This window comes from Pseudomonas sp. NFIX49 (assembly GCF_900115915.1).
GTDB classification, from domain to species: domain Bacteria; phylum Pseudomonadota; class Gammaproteobacteria; order Pseudomonadales; family Pseudomonadaceae; genus Aquipseudomonas; species Aquipseudomonas pharyngis.
Genome location: NZ_FOYE01000002.1, coordinates 701508 through 715428, shown reverse-complemented (window position 1 = coordinate 715428; position 13921 = coordinate 701508). Strand labels below are relative to the sequence as shown.

Sequence of the window (13921 nt, the reverse complement as noted above, 5' to 3'; positions counted from 1 at the left end):
GGTTTGTCATGAAGTTAGCCATTGTCACGGCCTGCCCGAACGGCATGGTCACCAGTGTGCTGTGCGCCCGGCTGCTGGATGCCGCGGCCCAGCGTCAGGGCTGGAGCACCAGCGTCGAAGTGGTGGATGCGGCGCACCCGGAACGCGAGTTGTCAGCGGCCACCATCGAAGCCGCCGAGTGGGTGTTGCTGGTGACCACGGGACCGGTGGACATGACCCGGTTCATCGGCAAGAAAGTCTTTCGGATTGCGCCGGCGCAAGCCCTGCAGGATGTTGAAGACGTGTTGCGGCGTGGCGCCGTCGAGGCGCAGGTTTACGTCGCTGACGAAACGCCGCCCGTGGTTGCCAGCGCGCAAGCGCCGCGTCTGGTCGCGGTCACTGCATGCCCGACCGGCGTCGCCCACACCTTCATGGCCGCCGAAGCCTTGCAGCAAGCCGCCAAGCGTCTGGGCTACGACCTGCAAGTCGAAACCCAGGGCTCGGTCGGCGCGCGAAATCCGCTGAGCGCAACCGCGATTGCCGAGGCTGACGTAGTGCTGCTGGCGGCTGACATTGAAGTCGCCACCGAGCGTTTCGCCGGCAAGAAAATCTACCGCTGCAGCACCGGCATTGCGTTGAAGCAATCCGAAGCCACGCTGAAAAAAGCCCTGGCCGAAGGTGTCGTTGAAAACGCTGCCGGCGACGGCAAGGCCCCGGCCAAACAAGAGAAAAGCGGCGTCTACAAACACCTGCTGACCGGTGTGTCGTTCATGCTGCCGATGGTGGTAGCGGGCGGTCTGATGATCGCCTTGTCGTTCGTGTTCGGCATCACCGCGTTCAAGGAAGAGGGCACGCTGGCGGCGGCGCTGATGCAGATCGGTGGCGAGACCGCGTTCAAATTGATGGTGCCGCTGCTGGCCGGTTACATCGCCTGGTCGATTGCCGACCGTCCCGGACTCGCACCGGGGATGATCGGCGGTTTGCTGGCGAGCACCCTGGGCGCCGGATTCATCGGTGGGATCGTTGCCGGGTTTATCGCAGGCTATGCCGCCAAAGCAATCAGTCGCTATGTGGCGCTGCCGCAAAGTCTCGAAGCGCTGAAACCGATTCTGATCATCCCGTTGTTCGCCAGTCTGTTCACCGGACTGGTGATGATTTACGTGGTCGGCAAACCGGTGGCCGGGATGCTTGCGGCGCTGACGCATTTCCTCGACAGCATGGGCACCACCAACGCGATCCTGCTCGGTGTGCTGCTGGGCGGCATGATGTGCGTCGACCTCGGCGGGCCGATCAACAAGGCCGCGTATGCGTTCTCGGTGGGGCTGCTCGCCTCGCAGAGTTATGCACCGATGGCCGCGACCATGGCCGCCGGCATGGTGCCGCCGATCGGTCTGGGTATCGCCACCTTCATCGCCCGACGCAAGTTTGCCCAGACCGAACGCGAGGCCGGTAAAGCGGCGCTGGTGCTCGGGTTGTGCTTCATCTCCGAAGGGGCGATTCCGTTTGCCGCGAAAGACCCTTTGCGGGTGATCCCGGCGAGCATTGCCGGCGGTGCGCTGACCGGTGCGCTGTCGATGTACTTCGGCTGCAAACTGATGGCGCCCCACGGTGGCCTGTTCGTGCTGGCGATTCCGAATGCGATCAACCATGCGCTGTTGTACCTGCTGGCGATTGTCGCGGGCAGTCTGCTGACGGCGGTGGTGTATGCGCTGGTCAAGCGGCCGGAAGCCGTGGAACTGGCGCTGGAGCCCGCGAAGGCGTGAGGTGTCACACCCCTTTCATCTAGCGGTGCTTAAGTTTTCCTTTTTTCAGGGAGAACACCATGAGCGATTTCAATCCCGGTCGCCGGCGCGTGATGCAAGCCGTCGGCGCCGGACTGCTGATGCCGGGGCTGGCGCCGGCCGTCATCGCCTCGGTCAAGGATCGACCGCAACTGACTGACGGCGTGCAATCTGGCGACTTGCAGGGCGACCGGGCGATGATCTGGAGCCGCGCCGACCGCCCGGCGCAGATGGTGGTGGAGTGGGACACTCGCAGTCAGTTCCGCCATCCGCGCCGCGTGGTCTCGGCGCTGGCCGATGCCCGCAGCGATTTCACCGCCTGCGTCGAGCTCACCGGGTTGCCCGCCGATCAGGCGATTTTCTACCGCGTGTATTTCAAGGACGCCCGCACCGGCGTCGCCAGTGAACCGTGGCTTGGCCATTTGCGCAGCGCACCGACCGCGCGGCGCAATCTCCGTTTTGTCTGGAGCGGCGACACCGTCGGCCAGGGCTTCGGCATCAACCCCGATATCGGCGGCATGCGCATCTATGAAGCCATGCGCATGCGCCTGCCGGACTTCTTTATCCACAGCGGCGACACCATCTACGCCGACGGCCCGGTGCCGGCGCAACTGACCACCGAAGGTGGCCGGATCTGGCGCAACCTCACCACCGAAGCCAAGAGCAAGGTCGCGCAAACCCTCGACGATTATCGCGGCAATTACCGCTACAACCTGATGGACGAAAACGTCCGTCGTTTCAACGCCGAAGTGCCGCAGATCTGGCAGTGGGACGACCATGAAGTGGTCAACAACTGGTCGCCGGGCAAGCAGCTCGACGAGCGTTATCAGGAAAAAAATATCCACACCCTGGTCGGCCGTGCGCGTCAGGCCTGGCTCGAATATGCGCCGATGCGTTTGCAGGCGGCCGATGGCGGCGGGCGGATTTATCGCAAGCTCAGTTACGGGCCGATGCTCGATGTGTTTGTGCTCGACATGCGCAGTTATCGCGGCGCCAACGACGACAATCTCGGGGCGGAAAAACCGTTCCTCGGACGCGAGCAACTGAACTGGCTCAAGCGTGGATTGAAGGCCTCGAAAGCCCAGTGGAAAGTGATTGCCGCCGACATGCCGATCGGTCTCGGCGTGCCCGACGGCGAAGTCAGTCCTGGTGTTGCGCGCTGGGAAGCGGTGGCCAACGGCGATCCCGGCCCGGCGCAGGGGCGCGAACTGGAAGTGGCCGAATTGCTCGGGTTCCTGCGGGCACATCAGGTGCGCAATTTCGTGTTCCTGACGGCGGACGTGCATTACTGCGCGGCGCATCACTATCACCCTGATCGCGCGGCGTTCCAGGATTTCGAACCGTTCTGGGAGTTTGTCGCAGGGCCGTTGAACGCCGGCAGTTTCGGCCCCAATCCGCTGGACAAGACCTTCGGCCCGCAAGTGGTGTTTCAGAAAGCGCCACCGACGCAAAACGCTTCACCGTTTGCCGGTTTTCAGTTTTTCGGCGAGGTGAACATTGAGGGGCAGAGCGGGGAGATGAGCGTGGTGTTGCGGGATCTGGAGGGGGTGGCGGTGTTTGAGCAGAAGCTGCAGCCGGTCTGAATGCAGCGCTGAAGCTGTGGGAGCAAGCTTGCTCCCACAGTTATCCAAGGTGAATCAGTAAACGTCGCGGCGATAACGACCCTGTTCGATCAGGCGTTCGACTTCGGCAGCGCCCAGCACTTCATTGAGCACCTGATCCACCCCCGACGCCATCCCTTGAAGGCTGCCGCAGATGTAGATAACTGCACCGTCCGCCAGCCATTTCTTCAACTCGCCGGCCGATTCGCGCAGGCGATCCTGCACGTAAATCTTCTCGGCCTGATCCCGCGAGAACGCCAGATCGAGGCGTTCCAGATCGCCGTTGATCAACCACTCTTCCAGCTCCGCACGACAGAGGAAATCGTGCTCGCGATTGCGCTCGCCAAACAGCAGCCAATGACGTTGTTGATTGTCGGCGATCCGTGCCTTGAGCAAGCTGCGCAGCCCGGCAAGGCCGGTGCCGTTGCCCAGCAGGATCATCGGCACCGGAGCGTTCGGCAGGTGGAAACCGCTGTTGCGGCGGACCCGCAGGCTGATGCTGCCGCCGACCGGAGCATGCTCGGTCAGCCAGCCGGAACCGATGCCGAGGCTGCCGTCGGCGTGTTGTTCCTGACGCACGATCAGCTCCAGCACGCCGTCGGCGGCAATCGAGGCGATCGAGTATTCGCGCATTGCCAACGGCACCATCGCATCGACCAGCGCCTGGGCGTGCAGGCCCACCAGATGGGCGCGGTGCTCGGGCAATTGGCGGCTGGCGAGGGCCACTTCCAGCGGCTCTTGCAGGCCGTTGACCTTGACGCTGGTTTCGCCACGGATGCCGAGGCCGTCGAGGAAATGCTCGATGGCCCACGGGCAGTTGCGCGGCAGCACTTCCACCAGGTCACCGGCCAGCCAGCTGCGAGAAGTCGGCGCGGTCAGGCCGAGCAGGAAAACCGGGGCGCCGGCGCTGTCCGGGTTCATCAGCTCGCGGCGCACCAGTGTCCAGTTCTCGTAGCTCGGTGCCTGCCAGGTGTCGACCGGTGCTTGCCCGGTGAGCAGGCCGAGCTGGGTCTGCCAGTGACGCAGGGCGTAAGGGTCGCCGCTGTCGACTTCGACCGGGGCGAACAGGGTCTTGCCACCGTGTTCGCCCAGCCATTGATGCAGGCGTCGGGCGAAACCGCAGAAGTGTTGATACTGCCGATCGCCAAGGCCGAGTACGGCGTAGTTGAGGCTGTCGAGGGTCGAGGCGTTGTTCAGCACTTTGCGTTCGAAACCGCGCGCGCTGTCCGGCGCTTCGCCGTCGCCGAAGGTACTGACCACGAACAGCGCGTTGTTCGATTCGCGCAGATCCTGCTCGCTGACATTCGCCAGCGGCTGCACCTTCACCGGCAATCCGGCGGCCTGCAATTGCCCGGCGGTCTGCCACGCCAGTTGCTCGGCAAAACCGCTCTGGCTGGCGAAACCGATCAGCCACGCCGGTGTATCGCCGGCCGGTTGGTCGAGGCCTTTGCGGGCATCCTTGATCTGCTTTTTCTTGCGCCGGCGATCCAGGTACAACAGCCAGCCGGTGATGAAGAACAGCGGCATCAAGACGGCCGCGACGGTGACGATGATCCGCCCGACCAGTCCGAAATAACTGCCGACGTGCAGCGCGTAAATGCTGGTCAGCAATTGCGCCTTGAAGCTTTTGTCGGCGTAGCGGTCGACGCGCTTGACCACGCCGGTGGCCGGGTCGAGGGTGATCTGGTTCAGCGCGCGGTCATGGGGCGAGCTGTCGAGCAGGTAGAACACGGTCGCCGGTTGACCGGCGACTGGCGGCATGCGGATGTTGTAGGCGGCGAGGCCCGGGCCGGCGGTGCTGTAGATGCTGAGCCACATGGCGGCGTAATCGGCAGTCGGCGCCGGACCTTCAGGGGCCGGGCCACGACCGCCGCGCACGCGCTCGTTTTGCGGTGCATCGGAAAGCAGTCGGGTCAGGCCCTTGTTGTACCACTCGTAGGACCAGGACAGTCCGGTCAGTGCCAGCAGCAGATACACCAGCATGCACCAGGTGCCGAACACCGAGTGCAGATCCCAGTTGAAGCTGCGGCCCTTTTTCTTCCAGTCGAGAGTCAGCCACACGCGCCAGCTGTGCCACTGGCGCGGCCAGCGCAGGTACAGGCCGGACAGGCAGAAGAACAGCAGCATCAGGGTGCAGGCGCCGGTGATGTTGCGACCGGTATCGCCCATGGCGAGGAACCGGTGCAGTTGCAGCATCAGGCCAAAGAAGTCCTGGCCCGTGGCATCGCCCTTGAACTCGGCGGTGTAGGGATCGAAGTAGCGCATCTCGCCCCGGCGTTCGCCTTTGGGCGGGGTGAACCAGACACGTCCGGCGCTGCCGCTTTCGGTCTCGACCGAGAGCATCGAGACTTTCTTGCCCGAGGCCGCTTCGATGTGCGCCACCAGATCGGCGGGGGGCAGCACGCCGGCGACCTGCTTCTCTACCTGCAACACCGAAGGGTTGAGGGCTTTGAGAATTTCGTCCTGAAACGAATAGGCAGCGCCGGTGATGCCCATCAGGGCCAGCACCAGCCCGGCAGTGATGCCAAAAAACCAGTGCAACTGGAACAGGGTTTTCTTCAACACGTTGCTTGCCTTGTCCGTTCGGAGGTTGTGTTCACGGCGTGCATTATGCCGTGGCCTATCGAGAAACGTTCTTTATTACGCACAAAAGCCCCGCTCAAATGAATGAACGGGGCTCGGTACTTCCCGCTTCGATCAGAAGTGGAAGTTGGTGCTCAGCAATGCCGTACGGCCCGCCGCCTGATTGGCGAAGTGGGTCGAGAAGGCCTTGTCGTAGTAGGTCTCGTTGGTCAGGTTCTGCACGTTCAGTTGCAGGTCGACGTTCTTGCTCAGCTTGTACGCCGCCATCGCGTCGTAGCGAACGTAGGAATCGACCATGGTGGTGTTGGCCACGTTGCCGAATACGTCATCCACATAGAACGCACCGCCACCGATGGTCAGCTTCGGCGTGACCTGGTAAGTGGTCCACAGGCTGGCGCTGTTCTTCGGCGTGTTGGGCAGTTCGTTACCGTTGTTGGCCTTGTTGGCTGGCAGGTCACCACCGTCCACCTGTTCGCTGTCCATGTAGGCGTAGCCGGCGAACACTTGCCACTTGTCGGTGATCTTGCCGCTGGCGGACAACTCGATACCTTGTACACGAGTCTTGCCGGCGTTTTCGTACGAGGTGGTATCGACCTGGACACGCGCGTTTTCTTTCTCGGTGCGGAAGATGTCGGCGGTCAGCGACAGGCGATCGTTCAGCAGATCCCACTTGGTACCGACTTCGTAGTTCTTGGTGGTTTCCGGCTCCATGTCGCTCTTGAGCAGGTTGCCATTGCGATCCGGCGTGCCGCCCAGCGGGTTGCCTTCCTGACCTTCACCCAGGGTGTTGCCCGGCGGAGTGGCGGAGGTGGCGTAGGACGCATAGATGCTGCCGTTCTCTGCCGGTTTGTAGACGATGCCGAACTGACCGGTGACGAACTCGCTGGTGTCCGAACCCTTGGAGGTGGTGCGGCCAGCGTTGGTGTAAGTCTTGTAGCCGGTTTCGAAGTGGTCGTAACGCAGGCCCGTGTTCACCAGCCATTGCTCGGACAGCTCGAGGGTGTCGAACGCATACAGTGCGTAGGTATCGGACTGGGTGTCGGTGCCGGCGTAGTTGCGCGAAATGGCGCCGTTCCACGGATCGTTCGGCGTCGGGTTCGACAGCGAGGTGCAGTTGTAGCCGCTGGCGGCGCCGATCAGACCCGGGTTGCAGTTGGTGGTCACGGCCGAGGTGCGCGGCGTGGTATCGGTGTTGACGTTGTACGAGGATTTGCTGCTTTCCTCACGGGTGTACTCGACACCGGTGGAGAAGCTGTTCTTGAAGCCGGCAACGTAGAAGTTGCCGAACAGATCGGTCTGGTTGGTGGTGGTCTCGGTGTTGCTCACGCGAGTGTTCGCACGACGCCAGACGCTGCCGTTGTTCACGTTGCCCTTGCTGTCGTCCGGCTGGGTCAGGATGTAATCCTGCATGCTGGTGCCGTGACGCAGGGTGTTCTTGATCGTCAGCGAGTCGCTCAGGTCATGCTCGATGGCGAAGGTCGCGGTGTCGGTGCGTCCCTTGCGGAAGTCGCGGTCCAGACCGTAGAAATTGCTGTGATCGCCGCCGGCGTACGGTTTGTCCGGGTTGGACTTGGTGCGCGCCGCCGAGCCACCGGCCGGGATGGTGTAAGGGATGCCCGAATCCGGGGTGTCGTTGCTTTCGAGATGGTAGTAATCGAGGTTGACGCGAGTGTCGGTGCCCAGGCCGAAGGCCAGGGATGGCGCGATGCCCCAGCGGTCGTAGTCGACCTTGTCGCGACCGGCGACGTTGCTCTCGTGGCTCATCAGGTTCAGACGGCCGGCAGCGGTGTCGCTGAACTGGTAGTTGCCATCCATGGTGTAGCGCTGGGTCTGGTCGGAGCCCCAGGTGAAGCCACCGTCGAACGAGTTGCCCAAGTGGGCTTTCTTGCTCACCAGGTTGATGCTGCCGCCGGCTGCGCCGCGACCGCCGATGGCGGAGTTCGGGCCCTTGCTGACTTCGATGTTTTCCACGGCGAAGATTTCGCGGCTCTGGGAGCCGGTGTCGCGCACGCCGTCGAGGTAGGTGTCGCCCTGGGCGTCGAAACCACGGATGAACGGACGGTCGCCCTGCGGGTTGCCGCCTTCACCGGCACCGAAAGTGATGCCCGGCACGGTGCGCAGCGCGTCCTGCATGTTCAGGGCGCCGGTGTCTTTCAGCACTTGCTGCGGGATAACGGTGACCGAGCGTGGCGTGTCGACCAGCGGCGCGGTGTACTTGGGCGAGGAGGCTTTCTCGACCTGGTAGGAGGTCGAGTCCTGGGCTTCGCCGGTGATGGCGGTGGCGTCCAGGGCGATGGCATTGCCGGTGGCTTTACTGTCGGTTTTTTCGGCGGCGAACACCATGTGGCCTGCGGAGCCGGCGGTGATCGCCACGCCGATGGCGGAAGCGAGCAGACGTGGTGAACTGACCGGTACTTGTGCTGGTTGACGTGCCATTTTTATTCCCCTCCCCAAGGATTTGAGGCGGCGGAATATAGGGTAAACAGGTATTCGTATCAATTGCGAAACATTACTATTCGCGACAAATTTACATTCTTTACAATTTAACCTTACGGTTTTTACCAGTTCATTCGTCTAGCGGGTTTTACACAGTCAATAAGAATCAATACCATTGGCATCCTTTTGCCATCTGGTGACGTCGCCATGCTCCTGCACATCCCCGCGCTGTTCGAGAAAGACGAAGTGCAGCGCATTCGCGAGGCGCTGGAACAAGCGGACTGGGCCGATGGCAAGATCACCGCCGGCTATCAATCGGCCAAGGCCAAGCACAATCTGCAACTGCCCGAAGGCCATCCGCTGGCCAAGGAAATCGGCGCGGCGATGCTCGAACGCCTGTGGAAAAACCCGCTGTTCATGTCGGCCGCGCTGCCGCACAAAGTGTTCCCGCCGTTACTCAACTGCTACACGGCGGGCGGCAGTTTCGATTTTCACATCGACAATGCCGTACGCCAGCCCAAGGGCAGCATCGAACGGGTACGCACTGATCTGTCGGCCACGCTGTTCTTCAGCGAACCTGAGGACTACGACGGCGGCGAGCTGGAAATCCAGGACACCTTCGGCACCCAGCGGGTAAAACTGCCCGCCGGCGATATGGTGCTGTACCCCGGCACCAGCCTGCACAAGGTCAACGCGGTCACTCGCGGTGCGCGCTATGCCTCGTTCTTCTGGACTCAAAGCCTGGTGCGCGAGGACAGCCAACGCGCGTTGCTGTTCGAGATGGACGGTGCGATCCAGCAGCTTACCCAGGACATGCCCGATCACCCTTCGCTGATCCGCCTCACCGGCACCTATCACAACCTGCTGCGTCGCTGGGTCGAGGTGTAAGTGGCGGACTTTCGTTTGCGCCGCGAGGAAGTCCTCGACGGCGAACGCCTCACGGCCATGCTCGAAGAAAGCCCTGCCCGCGCGGCTCAGGCGATTCTGATCGCGGCGGGTGAGGGCGTGCTGGAAGCGCAGGCGCTGCTTGGGCAGATCCTGCTCGATGGTCACGGGATTGCTCAGGATCAGCCGCTGGCCTTGCGCTGGTTTGAAATCGCCGCAGGGCAAGGTCATCTGATGGCGCGTAACATGCTCGGTCGCTGCCATGAGCACGGATGGGGTTGTGTGGCCGACGCAGCGATTGCCGCCCAGCAATATCGCGTTGCAGCGGATGCCGGGCTGGATTGGGCGATGTATAACCTGGCCAACCTGCTGGCAACCGGGCGCGGTGTTGCGGTCGATCATCTTCAGGCCATGGCGCTGTATCAACGCGCGGCAGAGTCCGGGCATGCCAAGTCGATGAACCTGCTCGGGCGTTATCTGGAAGAGGGGCAAGTGTGCCCGGCGAATCCGGCAGCGGCCCGTGACTGGTATCGACGTTCGGCCGAAGGCGGAGACTTTCGTGGGCAGTTCAGTTATGCGGCGGTGCTGGCGGCTGAGGGGCGCGTTGATGAGGCGTTGGTCTGGCTGGAGAAAGCGCTGGCCGGCGGCAACCTGAATTTTCTGCGCGTGGCCAGCCAGACGCTGGCGAGCGCAACCGATCCGCGAATACAGGCGCTGGCGCAGGCCTACGCTCACCGTTGCACCGAGTTACAGAACACCTGAACCGCAGCTACAAAAAAGCCCATGACACGTCATGGGCTTTTTGCATTACGCCAGCATCGCTTACACGTAGAACGATTTCAGCGGCGGGAAGCCGTTGAACTCTACGGCGCTGTAGCTGGTGGTGTACGCACCGGTCGACAGCCAGTACAGGCGATCACCGATCGCCAGGTTCAGCGGCAGGCCGTACTTGTAGTTTTCGTACATGATGTCGGCGCTGTCGCAGGTCGGGCCGGCGATCACGACTTCTTCCATCTCGCCTTTCTTCTCGGTCCAGATCGGGAACTTGATCGCTTCGTCCATGGTTTCGATCAGGCCGGAGAACTTGCCCACATCGGTGTAAACCCAACGCTCGACGGCGGTGCGGGATTTACGCGCAACCAGCACCACTTCGCTGACCAGGATGCCAGCGTTGGCGATCAGCGAACGGCCCGGCTCCAGAATGATTTCCGGCAGGTCATCACCGAAGTCTTCCTTGAGGAAGCGGATGATTTCTTCGGCATAGGTTTCCAGGCTGTTGGTGCGAGTGATGTAGTTGGCCGGGAAGCCACCGCCCATGTTGATCAGCTTCAGGTGGATGCCGTCTTCTTCTTTCAGGCGCTCGAAGATCACTTTGACCTTGGCGATCGCCGCGTCCCAGACGCTGATGTCACGCTGTTGCGAACCGACGTGGAACGAGATGCCGTAAGGCACCAGGCCCAGGTCACGAGCAAGGATCAGCAGGTCCATGGCCATGTCGGTCTGGCAGCCGAATTTGCGCGACAGTGGCCAGTCGGCCGTGGTCGAGCCTTCAGTCAGGATGCGCACATAGACTTTGGCGCCCGGTGCAGCCTTGGCGATGTTGCGCAGGTCGGCTTCCGAGTCGGTGGCGAACAGGCGCACGCCCTTCTCGTAGAAGTAGCGAATGTCCTTGGACTTCTTGATGGTGTTGCCGTAGCTGATCTGGTCCGCGCTGACGCCACGGCTCAGCACTTTGTCCAGCTCATAGATCGAGGCGATGTCGAAGCTCGAACCTTTCTCTTTGAGCAGATCGATGATCTCGACGGCCGGGTTGGCCTTGACCGCGTAGTAGACCTTGGCGAATTCGAAACCGGCGCGCAGGTCATCGTAGGCCTGGGCGATCATCGCGGTGTCGATCACTACGAACGGGGTTTCCTGTTTGTCGGCGAACGCCTTCATTTTCTGAAAGGTTTCGCGCGCGAAATAGTCTTCGACCTGGATCGACATGCTGGGAACTCTCCTACTGGCAAACAAAGTTAATCAATGGGTGCGAGGGTGTGTCATCAATGAATTCGCGAGTGCGTTGTGCCTGAGCGCGTGCCAGGCAAGGCGCAGGCCGCAGCTAATGGTTGCTCCCTTCGCAAGGCCTGCAACGCAGCATGGCGCGCGCTCAGGCACAACCCGAAGGGCCGGGCCTGCTTTTGCGCAGGGCTGCGTTGCTCGTCCCTTATTTGGAACAACCAAACTGCGGGCCTCGCGCCTTGCCCTGCGCAAAAGCATGCCCGGCGCACTCGTGAATTCATTGATGACACACCCTCCTGAACGTCCTCCGTATCCCCACTTTGGTTCGCCTACTTCCCAAGGCATGTCGCCGAAAGCAAAAAGGCCATGGGAAATGAAGCTTTCTTTCCCTTGGCCTTGCTGTCTCGTCGTCAGTACTTGAGCCGGATGGATCGTTTCCAGCATGGACGTTCGGCGCGAACTTTAGGGCGTGAGGGGCCTGAGATCAACTAAAAATGTCGCGTTTTTGCACGCTTCTGACGTACGTCGCGGATATCACTCTTTGTACCCGACCGAGATGACGGCCAGATGTTCCGCAATAATTTTCAGGTGTTAAAAATACCTGCACGTTCGACGCTGATGTGTGCCAAGTCTCAGATAAGTGCGTTCACTTCAACATCGGCGACGTTGGCGGCGAGAAGGGGAGGTGCGAGGGAAGTTGCTGGTTGAGGCAGAGATCTTCGGGCGGGTTCAACCTTCTGACGTGTTGATATTTCTTGCCGGCTCATAGTCGGCAAATTAATCACGGCTTTCAGATTCCGGCGGTCGAAAAAAAGGGCTGTCGAACAGCCCTTTTGCATTTGATCAGGCCACCGCTTCGGCCGGTGACACGATATTGGTCTTCATTCCGCGCGAACGGCCCGAACTCAGGTAAGCCGCAATCGACTCCTGGGTGACCTCGCCAAGGAACACACGCTCGGCATCCATCACTGGCAGCCATGAGCGATTGAACTCGTACATGCGCGACAACAGAATGCGCAAATGCTCGTCGTAGGCAGCGGTGGCGTTGAACTCGCGGAGGAATTGCGCACAGGTGCCGGTCTGACGGTGCAGGTCGCGACGGCGCACATAACCCAGAGCCTTGTTCTCCGCGTCAGTGACGACGACATAACGACGGTCATGCTCGTCCATCAACTCCAGCGCATCGGCCACCGGGGTTTCCGGGCTCACCGACGGCGCGTTGTCCGCGGCGTCTTCGGCTTTGACCAGCAGCAGACGTTTGAGGGTGCTGTCCTGACCGACGAAGTTGCTGACAAAGTCGTCCGCCGGATGAGCGAGCAGGGTGTCCGGATGATCGATCTGCAGCAACTTGCCGGCGCGGAAGATCGCGATCTTGTCGCCGAGCTTGATCGCTTCGTCGATGTCGTGGCTGACCATGATCACGGTCTTGTTCAGCGCCCGCTGCATCTCGAAGAATTCGTTCTGGATCATCTCGCGGTTGATCGGGTCGACCGCGCCGAACGGTTCGTCCATCAGCAGCAGCGGTGCATCCGCCGCCAGCGCACGGATCACGCCGATCCGTTGCTGCTGGCCACCGGACAGTTCGCGCGGGTAGCGATGCAGATACTGCTTGGGTTCAAGCTTGATCATGCTCATCAGTTCGCGGGCGCGGTCGTGGCATTTCTGTTTGTCCCAGCCGAGCAGTTTCGGCACCACGACAATGTTCTCTTCGATGGTCATGTTCGGGAACAGACCGATCTGCTGGATCACGTAGCCGATGTTGCGGCGCAAGGTCACTTCGTCGAGGTCGGTGGTGTCTTCGCCGTTGATCAGGATCTTGCCCGAGGTCGGCTTGATCAGGCGGTTGATCATTTTCAGCGTGGTGCTTTTGCCGCAGCCCGATGGCCCGAGGAACACACAGATTTCGCCTTCATTGACGGTCAGGCTTACCGAGTCCACGGCTTTCACATCTTTGCCGTTGCTTTGGAAGGTCTTGCTGAGGTTTTGAAGTTCGATCATTTGAGGAGTCCTTTTGGAGTCAGCGAACGTTGCAGCCACTGCAAAATGAGGTCGGCGAAGATCGCCAGAAGACTGACCAGCAGCGCGCCGACAATGAGCATCGACATGTCGCTGCGGCTGATGGAGGCGAGGATCAGCACACCGAGACCGCCGGCGCCGATGGTCGCGGCGATGGTCATCACGCCGATGTTCATCACCACGGCGGTGCGCACTCCGGCGAGGATCACCGGCACTGCGATCGGCAACTCGACCATGCGCAGGCGCTGGCCGAAGGTCATGCCGATGCCGCGTGCGGCCTCGCGAATACCCGGTTCGACGCCGGTCAGGGCGAGGTAGGTGTTGCGCATGATCGGCAGCAGTGAATACAGGAACACGGCGGTGATCGCCGGCATCGGGCCGAGGCCCTGGCCGAATTTCGAATAGAACGGCAGCAGCAGGCCGAACAACGCAATCGACGGCACGGTCAGCAAAACCGTGGCGCTGGCCTGCAAGGGACCGGCGAGGCTCGGGAAGCGCGTCATCAAAATGCCCAGCGGCACGCCGATAAGAATCGCCAGGCTGACGGCGATGCCGACCAGGGTGATGTGCTGCCAGGTCAGGTGCATCACCTGCTGCCAGTCGAGGTGGGAAAAGGCGTTCAAAAATTCCATGACTTTT

At 61.5% G+C, this 13921-nt stretch carries 9 protein-coding genes; 4 read left to right on the top strand and 5 right to left on the bottom strand.

Annotated elements, in window-relative coordinates; translation table 11 throughout:
* Positions 1-8 precede the first annotated feature (8 nt).
* Positions 9-1742, top strand: coding sequence for a PTS fructose-like transporter subunit IIB (locus BMZ46_RS07755; protein WP_074691877.1), 1734 nt, complete (start codon positions 9-11; stop codon positions 1740-1742).
* A 59-nt stretch (positions 1743-1801) separates the two neighbouring features.
* Positions 1802-3343: an alkaline phosphatase D family protein gene (locus BMZ46_RS07750; protein WP_074691874.1), complete on the top strand. Its 1542-nt coding sequence runs from the start codon at positions 1802-1804 to the stop codon at positions 3341-3343.
* A gap of 54 nt (positions 3344-3397) precedes the next feature.
* Here BMZ46_RS07750 and BMZ46_RS07745 read toward each other — a convergent pair whose 3' ends face one another.
* Both BMZ46_RS07745 and BMZ46_RS07740 read right to left on the bottom strand, forming a co-directional pair.
* Positions 3398-5926, bottom strand: a complete 2529-nt coding sequence (locus BMZ46_RS07745) for a PepSY domain-containing protein (RefSeq protein ID WP_074691871.1) — start codon at positions 5924-5926, stop codon at positions 3398-3400.
* A gap of 132 nt (positions 5927-6058) precedes the next feature.
* A complete protein-coding gene (locus BMZ46_RS07740) occupies positions 6059-8380 on the bottom strand; it encodes a TonB-dependent receptor (RefSeq protein ID WP_074691868.1) in 2322 nt (773 codons plus the stop codon).
* Between the two features lie 207 nt (positions 8381-8587).
* Here BMZ46_RS07740 and BMZ46_RS07735 point away from each other — a divergent pair, with 207 nt between their 5' ends.
* A complete protein-coding gene (locus BMZ46_RS07735) occupies positions 8588-9268 on the top strand; it encodes a Fe2+-dependent dioxygenase (protein WP_039769208.1) in 681 nt (226 codons plus the stop codon).
* A complete protein-coding gene (locus BMZ46_RS07730; RefSeq protein WP_254778457.1) occupies positions 9269-10027 on the top strand; it encodes a tetratricopeptide repeat protein in 759 nt (252 codons plus the stop codon).
* A gap of 60 nt (positions 10028-10087) precedes the next feature.
* Here BMZ46_RS07730 and BMZ46_RS07725 read toward each other — a convergent pair whose 3' ends face one another.
* The 3 genes from BMZ46_RS07725 to BMZ46_RS07715 all read right to left on the bottom strand — a co-directional run bounded on the left by BMZ46_RS07725 (position 10088) and on the right by BMZ46_RS07715 (position 13914).
* Positions 10088-11251 (bottom strand): type III PLP-dependent enzyme, encoded by a 1164-nt coding sequence (locus BMZ46_RS07725; RefSeq protein ID WP_007953693.1) that lies wholly within the window; start codon positions 11249-11251, stop codon positions 10088-10090.
* Between the two features lie 858 nt (positions 11252-12109).
* Positions 12110-13264, bottom strand: coding sequence for an osmoprotectant ABC transporter ATP-binding protein OsmV (locus tag BMZ46_RS07720; protein WP_039769215.1), 1155 nt, complete (start codon positions 13262-13264; stop codon positions 12110-12112).
* Complete coding sequence (locus BMZ46_RS07715; protein ID WP_007953690.1) at positions 13261-13914, bottom strand: ABC transporter permease; 654 nt, start codon at positions 13912-13914, stop codon at positions 13261-13263. Before BMZ46_RS07715 ends, BMZ46_RS07720 begins: the two co-directional genes overlap by 4 nt.
* Positions 13915-13921: the final 7 nt, after the last annotated feature.

Coding starts and splice junctions, on each gene's coding strand:
- BMZ46_RS07725 (WP_007953693.1), bottom strand. CDS start 11,251: ATGTCGATCCAGGTCGAAGACTATTTCGCGCGCGAAACCTTTCAGAAA.
- BMZ46_RS07750 (WP_074691874.1), top strand. CDS start 1,802: ATGAGCGATTTCAATCCCGGTCGCCGGCGCGTGATGCAAGCCGTCGGC.
- BMZ46_RS07755 (WP_074691877.1), top strand. CDS start 9: ATGAAGTTAGCCATTGTCACGGCCTGCCCGAACGGCATGGTCACCAGT.
- BMZ46_RS07740 (WP_074691868.1), bottom strand. CDS start 8,380: ATGGCACGTCAACCAGCACAAGTACCGGTCAGTTCACCACGTCTGCTC.
- BMZ46_RS07720 (WP_039769215.1), bottom strand. CDS start 13,264: ATGATCGAACTTCAAAACCTCAGCAAGACCTTCCAAAGCAACGGCAAA.
- BMZ46_RS07735 (WP_039769208.1), top strand. CDS start 8,588: ATGCTCCTGCACATCCCCGCGCTGTTCGAGAAAGACGAAGTGCAGCGC.
- BMZ46_RS07715 (WP_007953690.1), bottom strand. CDS start 13,914: ATGGAATTTTTGAACGCCTTTTCCCACCTCGACTGGCAGCAGGTGATG.